Source organism: Paludibacter propionicigenes WB4 (genome assembly GCF_000183135.1).
Taxonomy (GTDB): Bacteria; Bacteroidota; Bacteroidia; order Bacteroidales; family Paludibacteraceae; genus Paludibacter; species Paludibacter propionicigenes.
Genome location: NC_014734.1, coordinates 430,638 through 452,226, shown reverse-complemented (window position 1 = coordinate 452,226; position 21,589 = coordinate 430,638). Strand labels below are relative to the sequence as shown.

Annotated in this window: 14 protein-coding genes and 1 tRNA gene; 8 read left to right on the top strand and 7 right to left on the bottom strand. The window is 37.5% G+C overall.

Annotation, left to right across the window (positions count from 1 at the left end):
- Nucleotides 1-31: 31 nt before the first annotated feature.
- A complete protein-coding gene (locus tag PALPR_RS01850; protein WP_013443902.1) occupies nucleotides 32-1,435 on the bottom strand; it encodes an MBL fold metallo-hydrolase RNA specificity domain-containing protein in 1,404 nt (467 codons plus the stop codon).
- 322 nt (nucleotides 1,436-1,757) lie between these two features.
- Between PALPR_RS01850 and PALPR_RS01845 the strand changes: the two genes are divergently transcribed.
- The 4 genes from PALPR_RS01845 to PALPR_RS01830 all read left to right on the top strand — a co-directional run bounded on the left by PALPR_RS01845 (nucleotide 1,758) and on the right by PALPR_RS01830 (nucleotide 11,469).
- A complete protein-coding gene (locus tag PALPR_RS01845) occupies nucleotides 1,758-2,936 on the top strand; it encodes an AAA family ATPase (protein ID WP_013443901.1) in 1,179 nt (392 codons plus the stop codon).
- Between the two features lie 97 nt (nucleotides 2,937-3,033).
- Nucleotides 3,034-6,567 (top strand): pyruvate:ferredoxin (flavodoxin) oxidoreductase, encoded by a 3,534-nt coding sequence (nifJ, locus tag PALPR_RS01840; RefSeq protein ID WP_013443900.1) that lies wholly within the window; start codon nucleotides 3,034-3,036, stop codon nucleotides 6,565-6,567.
- 643 nt (nucleotides 6,568-7,210) lie between these two features.
- On the top strand, nucleotides 7,211-10,780 hold the full coding sequence (locus tag PALPR_RS01835; protein WP_041620128.1) for a PAS domain S-box protein: 3,570 nt from the start codon (nucleotides 7,211-7,213) through the stop codon (nucleotides 10,778-10,780).
- Between the two features lie 194 nt (nucleotides 10,781-10,974).
- Entirely contained in the window at nucleotides 10,975-11,469 is a 495-nt protein-coding gene (locus PALPR_RS01830; protein WP_216086314.1) for a lipocalin family protein, read from the top strand.
- Nucleotides 11,470-11,557: 88 nt separating this feature from the next.
- Here the strand turns inward: PALPR_RS01830 and PALPR_RS01825 are convergent, their stop codons facing one another.
- Nucleotides 11,558-12,436, bottom strand: a complete 879-nt coding sequence (locus PALPR_RS01825; RefSeq protein ID WP_013443897.1) for a Cbp1 family collagen-binding glycoprotein adhesin — start codon at nucleotides 12,434-12,436, stop codon at nucleotides 11,558-11,560.
- Between the two features lie 352 nt (nucleotides 12,437-12,788).
- Between PALPR_RS01825 and PALPR_RS01820 the strand changes: the two genes are divergently transcribed.
- The 4 genes from PALPR_RS01820 (at nucleotide 12,789) to PALPR_RS01805 (ending at nucleotide 15,451) form a co-directional block, all read left to right on the top strand.
- Nucleotides 12,789-13,157: a YbaN family protein gene (locus PALPR_RS01820; protein WP_013443896.1), complete on the top strand. Its 369-nt coding sequence runs from the start codon at nucleotides 12,789-12,791 to the stop codon at nucleotides 13,155-13,157.
- Nucleotides 13,158-13,503: 346 nt separating this feature from the next.
- Nucleotides 13,504-13,914 carry a secondary thiamine-phosphate synthase enzyme YjbQ gene (locus PALPR_RS01815; RefSeq protein WP_013443895.1) on the top strand — a complete coding sequence of 137 codons (411 nt, stop codon included), beginning with the start codon at nucleotides 13,504-13,506 and terminating at the stop codon, nucleotides 13,912-13,914.
- Nucleotides 13,915-13,960: 46 nt separating this feature from the next.
- Complete coding sequence (locus PALPR_RS01810) at nucleotides 13,961-15,025, top strand: glycosyltransferase family 9 protein (RefSeq protein ID WP_013443894.1); 1,065 nt, start codon at nucleotides 13,961-13,963, stop codon at nucleotides 15,023-15,025.
- Nucleotides 15,026-15,361: 336 nt separating this feature from the next.
- Nucleotides 15,362-15,451: transfer RNA gene (locus tag PALPR_RS01805), tRNA-Ser, on the top strand.
- A gap of 85 nt (nucleotides 15,452-15,536) precedes the next feature.
- Here the strand turns inward: PALPR_RS01805 and PALPR_RS01800 are convergent.
- From PALPR_RS01800 to PALPR_RS01780, 5 genes are all read right to left on the bottom strand, one after another.
- Nucleotides 15,537-16,958 carry an NADH-quinone oxidoreductase subunit N gene (locus PALPR_RS01800; protein WP_013443892.1) on the bottom strand — a complete coding sequence of 474 codons (1,422 nt, stop codon included), beginning with the start codon at nucleotides 16,956-16,958 and terminating at the stop codon, nucleotides 15,537-15,539.
- Between the two features lie 89 nt (nucleotides 16,959-17,047).
- Nucleotides 17,048-18,532, bottom strand: coding sequence for a complex I subunit 4 family protein (locus PALPR_RS01795; RefSeq protein WP_013443891.1), 1,485 nt, complete (start codon nucleotides 18,530-18,532; stop codon nucleotides 17,048-17,050).
- 112 nt (nucleotides 18,533-18,644) lie between these two features.
- The gene (gene nuoL, locus PALPR_RS01790) at nucleotides 18,645-20,579 is read right to left on the bottom strand and encodes an NADH-quinone oxidoreductase subunit L (protein WP_013443890.1); all 1,935 of its coding nucleotides are present in this window, start codon (nucleotides 20,577-20,579) and stop codon (nucleotides 18,645-18,647) included.
- 46 nt (nucleotides 20,580-20,625) lie between these two features.
- Nucleotides 20,626-20,967: an NADH-quinone oxidoreductase subunit NuoK gene (gene nuoK, locus PALPR_RS01785; protein ID WP_013443889.1), complete on the bottom strand. Its 342-nt coding sequence runs from the start codon at nucleotides 20,965-20,967 to the stop codon at nucleotides 20,626-20,628.
- Nucleotides 20,968-21,039: 72 nt separating this feature from the next.
- Entirely contained in the window at nucleotides 21,040-21,543 is a 504-nt protein-coding gene (locus tag PALPR_RS01780) for an NADH-quinone oxidoreductase subunit J family protein (RefSeq protein WP_013443888.1), read from the bottom strand.
- Nucleotides 21,544-21,589 lie beyond the last annotated feature (46 nt).

Below are 21,589 nucleotides of genomic sequence, written 5' to 3'. Positions count from 1 at the left end.
AGACACACATATTGTGCGCCTCTACAACTTCTTACAATGTAAATTCCTGTCCGGCCTCCGGTATTTCAATATCATGGAAACCAGCCTTTTTCAGTTCATCGGCATACGATAACTGCACCTTATACTCACCATGGACTAAAAATGTCTTTTTAATTTCGACGGGATTCTGGCAGCTCAAAAATGATTTCATCTCATTGTAATCGCCATGACCAGAGAATGCTTCAATACGGGCAATGCGGGCATTGATTTCGTGCATTTCGCCGAAAATGGATATAAACCGTAAACCCGGTTCCTGAATACGTGCTCCAAGCGATGTTGGCGAGCAATAACCCACCATCAGAATGGTATTCCGCCAGTTTGAAATATTATTAGCCACATGGTGTTTAATGCGACCGGCTTCCAACATGCCCGAAGAAGAAATGATAATACAAGGTTCGTTATAATCGTTCAGCGCTTTGGATTCGTCTACATTTTTAATGTAGTGTAGCGAATTAAAGCCAAACGGATCATCGTCTGTTTTCAATACCTCTTTTACATCAACGTTCATGCATTCAGTATGCATTCTGAACACATCAGTAGCATTTACCGATAGCGGACTATCTACAAACACCTCTATCTTTGGCAATAAACCTTTGTTGTACAAATTATTGAGCACAAACACAATTTCCTGAGTACGTCCGATAGAAAACGATGGAATGATAAGTTTTCCCCTGTTGTCGACACAGGTTTCCCTTACTATTTTCAATAAATCTTCTTCACTTTCTTTTTCCTCGGCGTGCAATCTGTTACCATACGTAGATTCGGTAATCAGGTAATCGCACTGCGGGAAGGCTGTTGGCGGATGTATAATACGATTATGTGGACGACCAATATCGCCCGTATAAGCCAAATGAACTTTTTTACCATTTTCCAGCAGTTCAAGGTTGACAACCGCGCTGCCCAGCATATGCCCTGAATTGGTAAATTTCACATTGATTTTATCATTAATCTGAAAACGACGGTCATACGCAACACCTATAAACAGTTCCATACATTTCTCTGAATCTATTTGATTATAAATAGGTTCAACGGGTGGAAGACCCTGTTTATCACGCTTTTTATTAAACCATTTATTATCCAGTTCCTGAATATGTCCACTATCGGCCAGCATAATGGCACAAAGGTCGCGGGTGGCATTGGTACAAACCACAGAACCTCTGAAACCGAGATTGTACATATAAGGAATTAAGCCCGAATGATCAATATGGGCATGACTAAGAATAAGATAATCGATAGATGCAGGATCGAACATCAGATTACGGTTCATCGAGTCGGTTTCCAAGCCCTTACCCTGAAACATACCGCAATCCAGTAAAATACGCTTGCCTTCGTTGGTTGTAATTAGATGCTTACTTCCGGTAACTTCGCGGGCAGCACCAATAAATTTGATTTTCATGGTATAATGATTTTAAATGTTTAAGGAATATCATTCAAATAAACCGATAGTCAAACCGTTTTACTTTTTCTACTCCAAAACTACACATTCTATTTTACAATTCCAATTTTACCAGTTAATTATTTATTTATCTTTATCAGAAATTAATCTATTGTAAATTCTAAGCAACTGCATAAACTTTAATTTTTTTCAGTATTATTATACAGCTAATAAACCATAAAAAACTTGTTTTGCATTGATTTCAATGAAAATATGCTAATTTTGCCATCTCTGCATTGCAAAATAGAAATTTATTCCTACATTTGTGTGCTAATAAATGCATATGGAAGCGTTTTATAAAACACATAAGTATTTAGTTGAACACGTACAATCGCCGGTTAGGCGCTTATTAATGGACGAAATCGACTGGACACATCGCCTGATTGGTATAAAAGGCAGTCGGGGTGTGGGAAAAACTACTTTTCTGCTTCAATATGCCAAAGAGCAATTTGGTACCGATCGGAGTTGTTTGTATGTGAACTTCAACAACTTTTATTTTACAAATCACACACTTGTAGATTTTGCTGCTGAATTTTGTGCACAGGGTGGAAAAACTTTGTTGATAGACCAGACGTTTAAGTACGAAAACTGGTCGAAAGAGCTGAGAGAATGCTACTTTCGTTTCCCCGATTTACATATTGTCTTCTCTGGATCGTCTGTTATGCGTCTGATTGAAGATAATCTTGATCTACAGGATATTGTTGCTTCCTATAATTTGCGCGGGTTTTCATTCAGAGAATTTCTGAATTTGCAGGCCGGAAAAACATTTCCCTCTTATAATCTCGAAGAAATCATACAAAATCATGTTCAAATAGCTCAAACTATTTGCAGTCAGGTTAAACCCCTAGATTATTTTCAGGATTATCTGCACCATGGTTTCTATCCTTTTTTTCTGGAAAACAGAAATTTTTCAGAGAACCTGTTGAAAACCATGAACATGATGTTGGAAGTAGATATATTACTTATCAAACAGATAGAATTAAAATACCTGTCTAAGATACGCAAGCTACTGTATCTGATTATGAATACTGCCCCCGGAGCGCCCAACGTAAGTCAGTTGAGCAAAGAAATAGAAACTTCGCGAGCAACTATAATGAATTACATTAAGTACCTGAAAGATGCACGGTTACTAAATACCTTGTATGCCGAAGGCGATGAATATCCCAAGAAACCGAATCAGGTTTATCTTCACAATACGAATCTGATGTACGCGGTAACGTTGGGCAATGTAGATAAAACAGCCGAGCGAAAAACGTTTTTTTATAACGCGCTGCACTCCCGCCATAAAATAAATATGTGTAAGTATCACATGGATTTCTGTATTGATCAGACACATCATTTTAAATGCGAGAGAAAACCGGATACGGGCAAGCACTATTCGAAAGCTATGTATGCTGCCGACGAAATAGAGGTCGGCAATAAAAACGAAATACCGTTATGGTTATTTGGTTTTCTGTATTAAGAAATAATTAAAAACAATTTGCTTCTCTCCCCTTAAGAGGTTTGAAGTAATCAGATAATAAAAACAAAAAATCAAACATTAATAAATTACTAACAAAATGGCTAAAACAAAGAAATTTTTAACCTGTGATGGTAATCAGGCTGCAGCGCACATATCCTATATGTTCAGCGAAGTAGCTGCTATTTACCCAATCACACCTTCGTCGACTATGGCAGAATATGTTGACGAATGGGCAGCCTCAGGTCGTAAAAACATCTGGGGTGAAAAGGTGCAAGTGCAGGAAATGCAATCAGAAGCCGGAGCCGCTGCCGCTATGCACGGGTCTCTACAAGCTGGTGCTTTGACTACCACTTTTACTGCTTCTCAGGGTTTATTGCTTATGGTTCCGAATATGTATAAAGTAGCCGGTGAATTGCTTCCTGGCGTTTATCACGTATCGGCTCGTGCTTTGGCTTCACATGCTCTTTCAATCTTCGGCGACCATCAGGATGTGATGGCTGTACGTCAGGTTGGTTGTGCTATGTTTGCCACTGGCTCTGTACAGGAAGTAATGGATTTGGCAGCTGTAGCTCACTTAGCAGCTATCAAAACCCGCGTGCCTTTTGTACACTTCTTTGATGGTTTCCGTACTTCACACGAAATTCAAAAAATAGAACAACTAGATCAGGAAGATTTAATTCCTTTGATTGATCAGGAAGCATTGAAAGATTTCCGCGACCGTGCTTTGAGTCCTGAACATCCAGTGGCTCGCGGTACTGCTCAGAATCCGGATGTATATTTCCAGGCTCGCGAAGCAAGTAATCCTTTCTACGATGCTATTCCATCGGTAGTAGAAGAATATCTTGATAAACTGGCTATCGTTACAGGTCGCAAATATGGCTTGTTCGATTACTATGGAGCTGCTGATGCTGACCGTGTGGTAGTAGCTATGGGTTCTTCAACCGAAGCTATCCGCGAAGGTATTGACTACCTGAACGCTAAAGGCGAGAAAGTAGGTTTAATTTCAGTTCACTTATATCGTCCGTTCTCAGCAAAACATTTCTTGTCTGTATTGCCTAAAACTGCAAAACGTGTTTGCGTATTAGACCGGACCAAAGAACCGGGTGCTGGTGGCGAACCATTGTATTTGGATGTAAAAGATGTATTGTATGGTACTGCCGAACAACCTATCGTTGTTGGTGGACGTTACGGTTTGTCTTCAAAAGACTTTACTCCTGCTCAGGTTATTGCTGTGTATGAAAACCTTGCTTTACCGGAACCAAAAAATCACTTTACTGTAGGTATTGTTGACGATATCACCTTCACTTCACTTCCTTTGAAAGAAGAAATTGCATTGGGTGGAGCAGGAACTATCGAAGCTAAATTCTACGGATTGGGAGCTGATGGTACAGTAGGTGCTAACAAAAACTCTATTAAAATTATTGGTGACAATACCGATAAATACTGTCAGGCTTACTTTGCTTACGACTCTAAGAAATCCGGAGGTTTTACCTGTTCGCACCTGCGTTTTGGTGAAACACCTATCCGTTCTACCTATTTGGTTACTACCCCTGATTTCGTGGCATGTCACGTGCAGGCTTACCTGAATTTGTACGACGTAACCAAAGGATTGAAGAAAAACGGTACATTCTTATTGAACACTATATGGAGCCCTGAAGAAGTTCAGAAAAATCTGCCTGCTAAAGTAAAAAAATACCTGGCAGCCAATAATATCAGCTTCTATATTATCAACGCAACGAAGATTGCCGAAGAAATCGGATTAGGTAACCGTACCAACACCATTCTTCAATCGGCATTCTTTAAAATCACCAACGTAGTACCTTACGAACTGGCTGTTGAAAAGATGAAATATGCCATCAACAAGTCATACGGTAAGAAAGGTGAAGACGTAGTGAAGAAAAACTATGCAGCTGTTGACCGTGGTGGTGAATACACCAAGGTAGATGTATTACCTGAATGGACGAATCTACTTGAAGAAAGCGATATCAGCACTGACATTGTTCCTGCATTTATCGGCGACGTGGTTCGTCCTATCAACGCACAGGCCGGTGATGACCTTCCTGTATCGGCGTTTAAAGGACGTGAAGATGGAACCTGGGATCAGGGAACTTCTAAATACGAAAAACGTGGTGTGGCTTCGCACGTACCGGTTTGGAACTCATCAAACTGTATACAGTGTAACCAATGTGCTTACGTTTGTCCTCACGCTGCTATCCGTCCGTTCATTCTGGATTTGAAAGAACAGGAAAATGCACCTCAGTTCGAAATGTTGAAAACCAACGGTAAACAATTTGCCGATATGACATTCCGTATTCAGGTAGATGTGCTCGACTGTATGGGTTGTAACAACTGTGCTGAAGTTTGTCCGGGTAACAAAGGCAACAAAGCGCTTACAATGGTGCCAATCGAAACCCAATACGACAATCAGAAAAACTGGGAATACTGTATTGATCACGTAGCATCTAAACAACATTTGGTAGATACTAAATCTAACGTGAAGAACTCACAGTTGGCAACTCCGTTGTTCGAGTTCTCGGGTGCTTGTGCAGGTTGTGGTGAAACTCCATACGTGAAGTTGATTACCCAATTGTTCGGCGACCGTCAGATGGTAGCTAATGCAACCGGTTGTAGCTCTATTTACTCTAACTCTGCCCCTTCTACCCCATATACCACTAACCCTGAAGGTCACGGACCGGCTTGGGCTAACTCATTGTTCGAAGACAATGCGGAATTTGGATTGGGTATGGTGTTTGCCAACGATAACATGCGCGACCGTTTGGTACGTTTGTTTACCGAAGCGCAAGCTGAAGCAGGTATTTCAGACGAGCTGAAAGCTTTGTTTACCGAATGGATTGAAAAACGTAACGATGCTGACGAAACTATTATTTTGGAACGCAAAATTACTCCGTTAGTAAAAGCATCCGATAACGCAATCGCAAAACAAATTGCAGGTTTGACACAGTACATTATCAAACAATCTCAATGGATTATTGGTGGTGACGGTTGGGCTTACGATATTGGCTTTGGTGGATTGGATCACGTGATTGCCTCTGGCAAAAACGTAAATATCCTTGTACTTGATACAGAAATTTACTCTAATACTGGTGGACAGTCGTCAAAATCTACTCCGGTAGGTGCTGTGGCTAAGTTTGCTGCTTCGGGTAAACGCGTACGTAAAAAAGACCTGGGTATGATTGCTGCCACTTACGGATATGTTTATGTAGCTCAGGTAGCTATGGGAGCTAATCAGGCACAAACACTGAAAGCTATTCGCGAAGCAGAAGCTTATGACGGACCATCAATCGTTATTGCTTATTCACCATGTATCAGCCACGGTATACGTGCCGGTATGGGTAAAGCACAAGAAGAGCAAAAACGTGCTGTAGAATGCGGATACTGGCATTTGTATCGTTACAATCCTACATTGGCAGAAGAAGGAAAGAACCCAATGACACTGGATTCGAAAGAACCACAATGGGAAAACTTCCAGGACTTCCTCAAAGGAGAAGTACGTTACACTACCCTGTTGAAACAGTTCCCTGAAGAAGCAACAGAACTGTTTATAGCAGCCGAAGCTAATGCCAAATGGCGTTATGATGGCTACAAACGTATGGCCGATCAGGTTTTTTAATACTTAAAACCATATAATTATCATTTAAGACCGCTCCCTGTGAGCGGTCTTTTTTTATACTAGAGTCAATAAACTTCCTTAGTATGGAGTTTATCATCCAACATTAAATCCCCGCTGACGAATGTTATCTTAAAATGATCTCCGTTTCCTACATGTTATTCCCAACAAATGGATATGGCTTTTCCCTCTATTTTTTCTATCCATTAACATAGTGGTTCAACTACAAAAGTCACTAACTATCCCGACATATTTACTCCTGATTACCGGTATATATAATCATCTATTAAGTGAAAGATAACGCAGTGGCATTTATGGATTTTTTACTACATATTTCAGTCATATTTATTACTATTATAAAAATTTAATTTATATTAACATTGGCCTAATTTATGTTTTTTTATGAACAAAAAATACACTCAAATGGTATAAATAATTATACCGTTACACTAAATATCTATTTTTCAATATTTTGACGTACAAAAAATATTTCTAAGAAAACCCTAATCATTTACCATTATCATTTCCAAACACAGAATATTAAACATCTATCATTCAATATTTTAAATATATTGCAGTAATTTTGAAAACAATTAGAATAATACAAACATTGACATGATTATAAATAAACGATATAAACGCCGTGATGATATATAATGAAAAAACAATAATGCTTTCAGATGAGAACGCATTAAAATTTAGTGAACTATTCGACTTAGCAGAATTGCAAAAAATACAAGATTCGTTTTCAGAACTTACCGGAATAGCATCTATTATCACATTACCGGATGGGCAACCTGTTACGCAGCCCAGTAATTTCAATTCATTATGCAAAATTATTTGCAAATCTGACAAAAGACATATTAACTGTCTGAAATCGGAGACTCAACTTACACAAATGAGTTTCAACTCTGGTTATGTGCATATCCAACCTTGCTTAAGAACCGGACTTTGGAATACTGGAGTTTGCATTGTTGTAGGCGGAGTTCATGTTGCCAATTGGATGATAGGGCAAGTAAAAAACGATGAACTGGACATAAATGAGATAATAGAATATGGAGAAACCATAGGTATTAGTACGAAAGAGATAACTGAAGCTTATGAACAAGTACCTTTTATGACCGGCGAAAAGCTTAAATCTATTAGTACGTTTCTAAACTCGATAGTAACTGAATTGGCTCAAAAGGCTCTATACAAGTATAGACATAAACAAATAACCTCGGAAAATAATGCCCTGAAAAAAGAAATTAAACACATTAAATCTAATTATGAAATAAGATTAAACCATATAAATCAAGGGGTAGTAGCAATTGATCCTGACTCCCGAATTATCTATCACAACTCGGCATCTTACAGCATTTTTAATCTTCAACCCGATACATACAAAGGCTTCAGTATTTATGATTTTGCAATTGAAATTTACAATATCCGTGGAGAAAAGATAGATATAAGAGATCATTTTGCAAACTTAATAGCAGATAATTTAAATCCAATTGAAAATGTGCTTCTTGGAATATCGGTAAATAAAGGAAAAATCATATGGATTAAATTGAATAGTAATCATATATACTCTGCCGAAAATAAACTTTTGGAAGTTATATTCTCGTTCGAAGATGTTACTATTGAAAAAAACAACAACGATGGCTATATTGAAACAATTCAGTTTCTCAGAAAAACCCAACAAATAGCATCAATAGCAACTTATACTACACGTCCTCAAGAAGATAAATGGTATGGTTCAAAGTCTCTTTACGAAATTTTAGGGCTGAATAACCAAAGAATAAGATCCCATAAAGAATGGGTGGATTTGATTCATCCTGACTTCAAAGGCGAAATTATCAACTGTGTAGATGATATAGTATCTAACAATAAAACATCCTATAGCAGGAGCTATAAAATAATAAAACAACACAATAACGAAGAGCGTTGGGTACATGATAATGGTGTTGTGATTAGAAACAATGAGGATAATACTCTTACTGTTGTCGGTACCTTACAAGACATAACCGACCTGAAAAAAGAGGAAGAACAGGCTCAACTAAATGAAGAAAAATACAAGATGATTTTTGAAAATGCGTTGGATGTATATTATAAAATTGACACAACTGATTATAAAGTTTGTGAGATAAGTCCGGCATTAAAACATTATACAAAAATCAAACGTGAAGACATTATTGGACAGAAATACAATAAATTTTGCATTTTTGAAGAAAAATGGCAAGAATTTAAAGAGAAAATACATGCTGAAAAACGAATACACGATTATTGCACTAATCTATATGTCAGCGGAGAAGGATTGATTCCGGTTTCTATCAGTGCTAACCTGACATACGACAACTACGGCAATCCAACACATATTGAAGGATTTATACGTGACATATCTCAGCGAAAACACATGGAGGATATGCTGAGATTAAGTGAATCGAGGTTGCGAAGCTACATTGAATTTTCGCCTTATGCTGTAGTCGTTTGGACCACTTCCAAACAACTGACCGAAGTAAACCATGCAGCTTCAAGAATAACCGGGTATAATTCTGAGGAGTTACTTTCAATGGATATATCGTTACTGGTTGCAGATGTTGATCGTACAAAATTTACTCGTCATATACAAAAAGCAATTGATTACGGACTGGCTGCAGATGAGCTCCAAATTCAGACCAAATCGGGCAAAATAAAACATGTAATTGCTGACACTGTCAGAATGTCTGAGAACGAATATATCGGTTTTCTAAGCGACATTAGTTATCGTAAACGAATAGAAAACAGTTTAAAACAAAAACAGTATCAGCTTGAAGAAGGTGAAAAAATTGCAGGTATAGGCTATGCTTTGATTAATTTCAATAAAGGAAGCTGGGAATCCTCATCGATGATGGATCAAATTATTGGGATAGATGAAAAATACGAGAAGAAAATCGAAAATTGGATTAATATAATTCATCCGGATATGTTAGAAAAGCTCAAAAATGATTTTCTCAATGAGTTTATTCCTAAAAGGCTTCCGACAATGGAAGCAGAATTTAAAATTATTCGCCAGAACGATCATCAGGAACGTTGGCTGAATGTAGTTGGAAAATCCGAGTTTGATACAAACGGGCGTATAATAAGCCTTGGATTCACCTTGCAGGATATTACCGAGAAAAAAAAATGGGTAGACATACTTTATGGAAACGAAGCTCTCTACAGAAGCATAATAAATGCTTCACCCGATGTTATAGTAGTAATTGGATTAGATGGAACTGTGAAAACAATTTCTCCCATTGTGAAACAAATGTATATAACCGAAGATATCAATAGTATAGTTGGTCATTCAATTTTTGAATTTATACATCCCGATGAACATGAACGAGTAAAAAACAATCTCAAATTAATGTTTGAAGAATACATAGGCTCCATTGAGTATCAAATGATACGCTCCAATGGGGAAGTATTTACGTCTGAAATTAATGGGGACATAATAAAAGATAATAATGACAACCCTACCGGTATGGTATTTATCATAAGAGATATTACACAACGAAAGCAAGCAGAAGATAACTTATCCAAATCGAAACAGCAACTCAGAGAATTTGCAGGACATTTGCAAAGTATTCGCGAAGAAGAAAAAATAGCATTGGCACGAGAAATACATGATGATCTGGGACAAATACTGGTAGCTATGAAAATAGACATGGGCATTTTGAAAAAGAAACTAACAAATCCGCTCAACGGTTTGTCAGCTGAGTCAATAGATAAAGAGATGACAAAAATGCTTGATCTAACAAATAAAACTATCGGAATAGCTCGAAGAATAATGTCGGATTTACGTTCAGAAACACTAAATCACCTGGGCTTCATAGAAGCAGCTACAATATATATCAATAATTTCCGTGAGAGGTTTAAAATTAATTGTAAGTTCGAAAAAAACGTGGATAAAATTGAACTCTCTCAAGAACAAACTGTTGCACTGTATAGAATATTGCAAGAATCATTGTCCAATATAGTTAAACATGCAAATGCGACCAACATAAAAGTAGCTGTTTGCAGTACCAATAAAACTCTGACGTTTCAAATTGAAGACAATGGTTGTGGATTTGACATGAACAGCCCGGGCAAAATAAACTCTTATGGACTGATAGGAATGAAAGAACGAGTAACCTTGTTGGATGGTAACATTAATATCGAAAGCCATGTTGGAGCAGGAACATCGATACGTATAGAAATACCTATTTTGCCTTAATTTTGTTTCGGCCTTATAAATCGTATCAAAACAAAATGAATAGCATGTTGTTAGTTGTATATACAGGAAGCAGTGCAATCGCCCTATTCTGAGAATAAACAACTTAATAAAGTTTATCTGAGAGAACAAATTACTTATTCAATCAGTCAATGAGAACATCAAAATTATTATACATCCTTAAAATCTTTATCATTATGACAGGATTGATTTCATGTTCCTCAATACCCAAAGGTGTAAAAGCTGTTGAACCCTTTAATAAAGAATTATACCTTGGTAAATGGTACGAAATAGCCCGGATTGACTTTAAGTATGAAAAAGACCTGGATAATACAACAGCTGAATATTCTTTAAATACCAATGGCACCATTAAGGTGGACAATAAAGGATATAATACTAAGAAAGGAAAATGGAAACAAGCTATAGGTAAAGCAAAATTCGCAGGTGCAGACACCATTGCTATGCTTAAAGTTTCATTCTTTGGACCGTTTTATGCGGGATACAATGTCATTACCCTTGATGCTGAATATAAGTATGCATTGGTAGGTGGAGCCAGTTTTAAGTATCTGTGGATTCTATCGCGTGAAACTACCATACCCGATGAGATTAAAAAGAGATATTTGAAAGTTGCCACTGATGCAGGATATCATACCTCCGACCTGATATGGGTAAAACATGAAAACCTGAAATAAATTACAAGCCTTACGCAACGCTATTACGAAAAAAGCAATTACCCGAAAACAGGTAATTGCTTTTTCTGTAAATGAACGCTAGTTGTCTTTAAATCTGCACAACAAGGTATTTAGATACGCTCCAGAACTTCGACGGATTGAGAATTTCTATAGAAACTTTCTTATCATCGCCCGGTACCAGTTTATAGCTATTTTGAGGATGTAGCGATAGTATCTTTACACTTTTGCTATTAGTAGGTATTGACGATACATTTCGTAAATCGATTTGTGTAAATACAGAATTGTCGAACTCTGTACTCAACACTTTTCGGCTCTTGAATAGTCCTCCGGCCGAAATCACTTTGGCTTCCTTAAGCTTTTTAGAAGTAGCTACACAGTACCATACAGTATTAATACTGGCGTCCTGACCTTTGATGGTTGATTTTTGTTGCTCAATAGCACTTTGCTGTTCGGCAATACTTTTGCCCTGAGCATCTACAGTAGAGCTCAATTCGGTGATTTTGATATTTTTCTGGTCAAGCTCATCCTGCAACGATTTGATACGTATATCTTTTTCTTCCATTTCGGCTTGCAGGCGCTTAATTGTTTCGGTCAGCAAAGCATTTGCTTTTCCTTTTTTGGTAGCCAAATGTTGTAGTTCTACTATTTTAGCCCGGTTTTGCTCCATAGTTTCCTTAATGGCTTTCATCTGAGCTGCTATTATCTCTCTTTTGCTAGCAGTACTGCCTTCTACGCCTTTGAGGTTAACCTGCATTTGCTTTTCATTCTTATTAATTTCCGAGAATCCGGCTTCAATATCATTCAAAACTCCAAGTGTCTGGCTATAACTGGAGTCCAACGTTTGCTTGACCATAGCCAACGAATCGCGTTGAGCAACAACAGCTTTGTATTTTCCTGAATTCTCCACACACGACGGCGTCAGAAATACGAGCGCTGCAATAACTGCATAAAATTTAATTGTCTTCATCTTTTTATTGAGTTTAAATAGTTTATAAAATACTTTATTATAATATGATTTCTATCATCCTGATAGAGCGGATCAATAGGTTTAAGCAATGTTATTTCAAAGCTGCGTCAGAGTGTGTATCTCATCTGCACTGTTTCATACATTTATAAACTTACATATAGTACCTTTTATTGTAAATCTTTACAACTTTTAAGTACTTTGCTACAAAAAGCCCCTGAAAACAATTCGCATTCATTGATTATAAAAGCCAGAAGAACCATTCTGAACAAAAAAAATACAGGATTGTTAGCTGTGTGTATTAAAAAGAGATTCAGAAATAATCTGACGTAGTTAATTGTAAAAAAAGTTTGTTTTGAAAACCATATTAGCATTATTAGGATTGATCAGTTTAGGACTCGGTATAGTCGGAGCCTTTTTACCATTACTGCCAACGGTTCCGTTTGTTCTGCTTTCTGCATTTTTATTCGCACGAAGTTCGGACAGATTACATAACTGGTTAATGACTCATAAAATCTTCGGTCAACTTATCAGAGACTATCATGAAGAGAGAGGCATCACCATTCAGGGGAAAGTTGCAGCTATTGGTATGATGTGGATTTCCAACATTATCAGTATTATATTTGTAATCAAAGATATACTCTGGCTTCAAATACTAATGAGCATAATAACGCTAAGCGTCACAATTTATATACTTCAATATAAAACAAAAAGAAAATCGTGACATACTCAATTTAATTCCATCGTATTAGTATTGTTATTTAAACGCCTAAAAACTATTCACTACCGAATACTTTTTAAAGTCCTACCCTCCCCTGCTTATAAATCACAGACAAACTTTTTCTTTTAAACACCAACTAATTGTTTTAAATTTAGCGTTATTCCTTGAAGATATTTTAGTAATATTGCAAAGTGAAACCTACACATTAGAAGTTCAGCAATAGAACTATCTGGAATTTATTATTTCGTTCGCAATAGGATTTTAAATATTTTATTTTCAACGCCTTATTAAATTCTATTATCTCGGCTCTTCATTATTACCCTTTTAATAAAAAAGATATCTTTTTCCAATGCTAACTCAAATTGAATTTTCATTAAGCCAACGGAACCGGGGATTTCATTTGATTACAAACGAAATCGAACGAAATTTGCCTTCGCTTCCTGAAGCAGGAATACTCCATTTATTCATTAAACACACTTCGGCTGCATTAACATTGAACGAAAATGCAGACCCTGATGTACAATCGGATATGAGTAAGATATTTGACCAGTTGGTAAAAGAACGCGAACCATACTACGACCACACGCTCGAAGGCAGCGACGATATGCCAGCCCATGCAAAATCAACTATTGCCGGCGTTAGCTTGTCTGTGCCTATCACCCGCGGTCGATTAAACCTTGGAATATGGCAGGGTATCTACTTATGCGAGTTTCGGAACAGAGGTGGAAACCGACAAATAGTGGCAACAATTATCAGTTGAAAAACACAACTTTTTCATAAAATACACATACTGACTTTACAACAGCATGCAAAAAACAAAAACAATCAATAAGATACTTGTTATCCGGTTTCGTCGGATTGGCGACGCGGTATTATCATCGGCTATATGCTCTTCGTTAAAGAAAAGTTTCCCAAACGCAGAAATCCATTATGTGCTGAACGAGAATATAGCTCCGCTGTTTGAAAATCACCCGGACATCGACAAGCTTATTACTTTCTCGAATGACGAAAACGATAATATCGTAAAATATCTTCATAAAGTATGGAAGATTGTACGCTCAAACCGTTATGATATAATTGTAGACTGTCGATCGACTGTCAAAACTCTGTTTTTTTCGTTGTTCTCCTCACCCACCCCGTACAAACTGGGCATCAGCAAAAAATACAATCTGATTTCCAACCACACGATTGAAGTTAGTAATTACGAAAGCAATGTAGACAGAATGGTGGCTTTGCTTGAGCCCGTCCAAAAAGAATTAAACCTTCAATTGACAAAAGATTTTGTTCTTGGAATTACGGAAAAAGAACAAGCGGAATTTAAAAGCTACATGATACAGGAAGGTATCCACTTTTCAAAGCCAATTATTGTATGTACTATTGCGGCCCGAATTCCACGTAAAATATGGAATATCGACTATATGGCTGAAGTGCTTTTGCGGGTTATTGAAAAGTATGACTCTCAACTAATATTCAACTTTGTAGGCGATGAGTTTTCTGTAGCTCAATCGGTTAAAGAAAAGATGGGAAATCCGTCTCAGGTGTTTTTAAATGTAGAGGCAAAATCACTCAGGGAACTAGGTGCGTTACTCAAAAATTCCGACTTCTTTTTTGGAAACGAAGGAGGTCCACGTCATATATCGCAAGCCTTAGAAATACCTTCGTTAGCAATTTATCCTCCGGGAGTTGCCAAGAAAGAATGGCTTCCCAATGCATCCGATAAATATCAGGGTGTTGAACCAGCCGATATTTTAAGTGATTCAGAACTAGTCAATTTGGATTATACCGAAGCTTTCAATTCTATGACACCCGATATTATTGGTGAAAGACTATTCAAGATGCTGGATATTTACCTGAAAGCTAAAATCAATTGATAAATCAAAATACATTAGTACTCTAAGGATATATTTACGAAATGACTATCTTGTAAGTAAATGATAATTATTGTTGATATGTTTTTTGTCACATAGTTCACACTCGTTTTAAATAGGAGATATAAGACTAAGAACACATAGCATTATCCCGAATACGGGATAATTTCAGACTGAGCAAGATTATCGTCAGATACTTTTACTATGTGACCTAAGTCTTTTTTATCATGATTTCTATGTGTTCTATTGTGGTAAAAATATATCATTAAATATTAGCAAGTACTTATATTTATATTTAAAGAACAAATCGATATTCTTTATCGTTTTTAATCATAATCAGGAAAGTTGCCAGAGTGGTCGATTGGGTCGGTCTCGAAAACCGATGTACGGGTAACTGTACCGTGAGTTCGAATCTCACACTTTCCGCCAGAAGTGATACATAGAGACACTTATACCAAAAACGCCACTGTAATCAGATTACAGTGGCGTTTTGTATTATATAGGCGGTAGGCAATTACATACCGAAACTTAATGCGCTTATCTGTGAGTAAATGGTGCTGATAAGACCAACAACCAAAATACCTGCTGTACAGATTACCAAACTAAGTTTTACAGGGAAATCACTTTTTACTGTTTCAATTGGATTCTCGCTTTTGTTCAGGAACATTGCTTTAATTACGAGCAGATAATAATACAATGAAATAATAGTGTTTAATAATGCGATAAATACCAATACATAATATCCTTGTGCAATTGCTGCAGAGAAAACAAAGAACTTACTAAAGAAGCCTGCAAAAGGTGGTATACCGGCCAAAGAGAATAAAGCCAGCATAAGCACAAAGCTTAGACGAGGATTAGACTGGTATAAACCGTTATAATCATCCAGTTTAATCTTTCCTGTACGTTCTTCAAGCACAGAAATCACTCCGAAGGCTGCTAGATTGGAGAACATATACACCAACACATAGTAAACCAACGAAGCCATTCCTATCGTTGATCCGCTAATAATAGCCAATAAGATATAACCGGCCTGAGATATAGAAGAGAACGCTAAGAAACGTTTCAGATTCTGTTGACGAATGGCGAATAAGTTAGCTACTGTTATACTTACAATTGCCAAACCATACAAAATCGGTTGCCATTGGTCTACCAAATTAGCAAACACTTTTACCAGTAAAGTAAAGAGTACAAACACTGCAGATCCTTTAGATATGACAGAGAGGTATGAAGTAATGTTGGTTTGCGCTCCTTCGTATACATCGGGAGTCCACAAGTGGAAAGGAACCAACGAAATTTTGAAAAACAAACCTACAGCAAAAAATACAAATGCCATTATCTGAAGAGGTGTGCCGGTAATCAATGTGGCTAAATCAGCGAAATAAAGAGTACCTGTTGATCCATAGATTAAAGACATACCAAATACCGAAATACTCGAAGCAAAAACTGCAGAAAGTATGTATTTAGCACCGGCTTCAGCCGATTTTCTATTGTATTTGTCAAAAGCAACTAACGTAGCCATAGGAATAGAAGCTGTTTCAAGTCCGATAAAGAATATCAGGAAGTTGCCTGCAGAAATCATGAAATACATTCCTAACAAGGTAGAAAGAGTCAGGAAGTAAAATTCTCCTCTTTTAATGCGATTAGCATCTTCATTCAAGAACTTGTGTGCCTGTAATAAAACCACGATAGTTCCAATATTCAAAATACTTTTCACATAAGTGTGTATGGGTTGATATTCGAACATTCCTCCTGCTATACTGAAAGTATCGCGTGGCATACAATTTATAATGGTGTGTGCTGTAAGAAGTACCAGAGCTAACGGTTGAAAATACTTCAACGCTTTTTGGCTGGCAAATATATCGAAAATCAAAAGAAAAATCATCACTCCTAACAGTGAAAACTCTTCGCGCATTTGTAAAAAACTACTGTAATCCATTATATGAGTTGAGTTGTTTAGTTGTTGATTTGTTTATTTCTTGAATCTAAGTTGTGTACTTGTTTACTCATCAACTTGTATACTTGTTATTATTTAATCAATTGTCCTATAACAGGAAGAACACTTTCGTGAATCATGCTCGAAATCCAAAAAGGTGCAGATCCTATAGCAAAAATCGAAACAATAAGTACAACAACTGAAATGCGTTCGTACCATACAGCATCGGTCAATTCTTCGTGATGCTTATCAAATACAGGACCTAAGATAATTTTACCCACAACACGCAAGATATAAACAGCTGTAATTACGATAGATGCACAAGCCGCAATAGTCAATACTCGGTGGAACATATCTGTGTGTTGGAAAGATCCGACAAAAATAGTCATTTCAGCAACGAAGCCACTTAAACTTGGCAATCCTAATGATGCCATACCTGCAATCACATAACTAACACCAAGGAAAGGCATGATTTTCATCAAACCGCCCATCAGGCGAATATCCCTTGTATGAGTACGTCCGTAGATCATACCAATCAAAGCAAAGAAGAGAGCCGTCATTAATCCGTGCGAAAGCATTTGCATGATAGCACCAGTAGCGGCAGTTTCATTCATCATCAGAATAGCAAACAACACCAATCCACAGTGACTAACTGAAGAGTAAGCATTGATATATTTCAGATCGGTTTGGTGAATAGCACCAAAAGCACCATAAACCACCGAAATACCGGTCATAATAAGGAATATCCAGGCCATTTCGTGTGCTGCCTCTGGCATAAGATACATTGCTACGCGAAAACAGCCGTATCCACCCAGTTTCATCAACACACCTGCGTGCAACATCGAAACTGCTGTAGGAGCTGAAGCATGACCATCGGGAGACCATGTGTGGAATGGAAATAATGCACCCAACACACCAAATCCCATAAAAGTAAGCGGGAAGAAATAACGTTGCATTTCTACCGGAATGCTATGCAGTTTTGCTATTTCCAAAATGTTCATGGTAGTGGCACCTGAAGCGAAATAAATACCTAAAATACCAACCAATAATAAAGCCGAACCACCCATCAACATAAGGGTTAGTTTCATGGCAGCATATTCTTTCTTTCCACTTCCCCACACTCCAATAAGCAAATACATTGGAATAAGAGCGATTTCGTAGTACATAAACATGGTAAATAAATCTATGGAGATAAAGAAACCATATACTCCGATTGACAAAAGACTGTACCACAAGAAAAACTCTTTAGGAAGCGGATCTATTTTCCACGAAGCGAAAACCCCTGTAAAAACAATGATGGAAGACAGGATAAGCATAGCCACCGAAATTCCGTCGACACCTACCGAGTAGTGAATATTAAATGCAGGATACCATACAGTTGTGGCTGTATATAGCATTTCCGCGGTATTACCGGCTGCACGATCGGTAAGATACATGTATGTCAATACACCTGACAAAATCATCAACAGCGATGCACCGGTTGTCATAACAAACAGAATCTGTTTTCGACTGCTCGAAACAAATAATCCGATAATCATTAAAACCGGTATAAGAACGAATAAGGATAAAAAGTTCATATTATAATTATTAATACTACCCCGAACCCCTACAGGGGAAAAGATAAGTTAGTAATATTGTAAATAAATCAAAGACAAAACTAATAAACCTCCCTTTTAAAGGAGAATGGGGCTAGAAAATCAGCACCAAAAGTGTAATTAAAAGTGTTCCTAATAAGAATACATACGCATATTGCTGTACCTGTCCCGATTGGAAGCTTTTGATTTTTACAGACACCCATTGACTGGTATTCGCAAATCCATCCATAGTGGCATCAATAACATGACGGTCGAACCATGCAATAGGACGTGATATATTGTTGAAAATAATTTTCTTGGTGATAAACATATACACTTCATCAAGATAGAAACGATTACTGGCACCTTTGTACAATCCAGAGAAAGTATTAGCCAGCTTATCCGGTGTAGCTGTTGGTTTGCGATACATAAGCGTAGCCACCAAAATAGAGATACTTGCAATTACAACACTCATAATAGCAATCGTAAGATCAATATGAATATGATAATCGGCACCGGTACTGCTTACAAATTCACCGAAAGGAATAAATCCGGCAACACAGGTTACTGCAGCAAGAAATACCAATGGGAAAGCCATTGCAAAAGGAGATTCGTGTGGAGTATGTCCATGTCCGTGGTCATCGTGTCCGTGAGCTGCTTTTACCTGATAGTCTTTACCCCAGAAAATGCTGTAGTATAAACGGAACATATAGAAAGCTGTCAATGCAGCAACGAAAGTCATTAAACCTCCAATGTAAGGACTGAATTCATAACTTGCCGAAAGAATTTCATCTTTACTGAAGAATCCGGAGAAAGGAGGAATACCGGCAATAGCCAAACAAGCAATAAGGAATGTCCAGTTAGTTATCGGCATATATTTGCGAAGTCCGCCCATATCTTTCATCTCATTACTATGTACTGCGTGGATTACCGAACCTGCACCAAGGAATAACAATGCTTTGAACATGGCGTGAGTAAACAAGTGGAACATAGAAGCCATAAAACCGGTTCCTTCATGTCCTTCGTAGCCTGAAACACCCAATGCAACCATCATGAACGCAATCTGAGATATAGTTGAGAAAGCCAGTACACGTTTAATATCGGTCTGTACACACGCAATAACGGCAGCAAACAAAGCTGTAAATGCACCTACATACGCTACGCCGTGTAAAACTTCAGGTGTTTGGAAATAATATACGGGGAAGAAACGGGCTACAAGAAATACACCGGCAACAACCATGGTTGCAGCGTGTATTAATGCCGAAACAGGAGTTGGACCTTCCATCGCATCAGGCAACCATATTTGTAACGGAAACATAGCCGATTTACCTGCACCACCGATAAAAATACCGGCCATGGCCCAGCTGATAACCGAGAAACCCATAAAAGTAACCCCTGCACTTCCGGCAAACACGGTTGGGTGTTCTGCTGTCAATGCTCCAAAGTCAAATGTTTTTGTATAAAATGAAAGTATCAGAATTCCAATCAGGAAGAACAAATCGGCAAAACGCGTTACGATAAATGCTTTTTTGGCAGCAGCCACCGCCGAAGGTTTCGTGTAATAGAAACCAATCAGAAGGAATGATGAAACCCCTACCAATTCCCAGAAAATATACATTTGGAAGATATTGGTTGCAACAACCAGTCCTAACATAGAGAAAGTAAACAAAGACAGAAAAGCATAATAGCGCTGAAAACCTTTTTCACCGTGCATATAGCTAAGACTGTAGAAGTTTACCAAAAACGATATTGTAGTAATTACCACCAACATCATTACGGAAATAGGATCCAGTAATATACCTAAATCAATATGCAGGAATTCTGTAAAACGAATCCATTCCATATTCATAGGAATAACTTTTTCATAAACACCGTTCACTTTATGCATAGTGAAATATTCCCAGGCTGTGTAGTATGAAAGAGTTGTAATTATTCCCAAAACAACAGTTCCGATGATGCCGGCAACCTTTGGCTTCCATTTCGAATCCACAAGTCCCAATACAATGAAACTAAGCAGTGGAAGTACTAAAATCAATAATGTATATTGCATGTTTTATAATTATAAGTTATGAATTATTAATGGCAAATTAATAATACTATTCTTTCATTTGATCTAAAGTTCCCACTTCAACACTAGTCAGATTACGATAAATGTTGATAATAATAGCTATGGCTACAGCTGTTTCACAAGCTGCAATAGCGATGGTGAACAACGTGAAGTAAAAACCTTCGAGCTGTCCGGGATACAAGTAGCGGTTAAATACTACAAAGTTGATATCGGCAGCATTAAGCATAAGTTCTATTGAAATCAAAATCATCAGAAGACTTCTGCGGGTCAGAAAGCCATACACTCCTGAGAAAAACATTATCAGACTTACAGCCAGATATGCTTCCATAGGCACTGAGCCTGTAAATAAATTCGTTAATAAATCACCCATGATATAGTTATTAGTTTGTAGTCGGTAGTTAGTAGTTTTACTTCTTATTACTTACTTCCTGCTAAATTTAATTTATCGTTTTCTTGCAATCATAATAGCTCCGATAATACAAGCCAGCAATAAAATACTGATAGCTTCAAACGGCAACAGGTATTGATATTTTTCAGTTCCCATCATGGTATGACCCAGTTGTTGAGGAGTCAGATCGGCTTGTGCCACCAAAGTAGAAACTTTCCTGATATTCCAGTAAATAATATGTCCACAAAATGCAACACCTGCCAAAGCTGTAATTCCGGCTGCTACACGACGTATAGGCAATTCTGTTTTTACACTCTCACCGGGTCTGTTAGTCAAAAGGATCGCGAAAATAAACAACACCATTACACCACCGGCGTATACGGCTATTTGTACCGCAAAAAGATAGTTGTACCCCAACAACAGGTATAGACCGGCTGTTGCTAATAATACAAATAACAAATAAGTTGCTGAGCGAATGATACGTTTGGATGTAACAGCCATTATTGAAAAAATAGCTATGATTGCGCCTAAAATGTAAAATATAATTTGTTGTGCCATAAGTTAGTTAATAGTTGATAGTTGACAGTTAACTGCCAATCAGCAT

Bases quoted from the DNA above. Each gene is read 5' to 3' on its own strand.
- PALPR_RS01800 (WP_013443892.1), bottom strand. From the start codon at position 16,958: ATGGATTACAGTAGTTTTTTACAAATGCGCGAAGAGTTTTCACTGTTA.
- PALPR_RS01845 (WP_013443901.1), top strand. From the start codon at position 1,758: ATGGAAGCGTTTTATAAAACACATAAGTATTTAGTTGAACACGTACAA.
- PALPR_RS01825 (WP_013443897.1), bottom strand. From the start codon at position 12,436: ATGAAGACAATTAAATTTTATGCAGTTATTGCAGCGCTCGTATTTCTG.
- nifJ (WP_013443900.1), top strand. From the start codon at position 3,034: ATGGCTAAAACAAAGAAATTTTTAACCTGTGATGGTAATCAGGCTGCA.
- PALPR_RS01830 (WP_216086314.1), top strand. From the start codon at position 10,975: ATGACAGGATTGATTTCATGTTCCTCAATACCCAAAGGTGTAAAAGCT.
- PALPR_RS01780 (WP_013443888.1), bottom strand. From the start codon at position 21,543: ATGGCACAACAAATTATATTTTACATTTTAGGCGCAATCATAGCTATT.
- nuoK (WP_013443889.1), bottom strand. From the start codon at position 20,967: ATGGGTGATTTATTAACGAATTTATTTACAGGCTCAGTGCCTATGGAA.
- PALPR_RS01795 (WP_013443891.1), bottom strand. From the start codon at position 18,532: ATGAACTTTTTATCCTTATTCGTTCTTATACCGGTTTTAATGATTATC.
- PALPR_RS01850 (WP_013443902.1), bottom strand. From the start codon at position 1,435: ATGAAAATCAAATTTATTGGTGCTGCCCGCGAAGTTACCGGAAGTAAG.
- nuoL (WP_013443890.1), bottom strand. From the start codon at position 20,579: ATGCAATATACATTATTGATTTTAGTACTTCCACTGCTTAGTTTCATT.
- PALPR_RS01810 (WP_013443894.1), top strand. From the start codon at position 13,961: ATGCAAAAAACAAAAACAATCAATAAGATACTTGTTATCCGGTTTCGT.
- PALPR_RS01815 (WP_013443895.1), top strand. From the start codon at position 13,504: ATGCTAACTCAAATTGAATTTTCATTAAGCCAACGGAACCGGGGATTT.
- PALPR_RS01835 (WP_041620128.1), top strand. From the start codon at position 7,211: ATGATATATAATGAAAAAACAATAATGCTTTCAGATGAGAACGCATTA.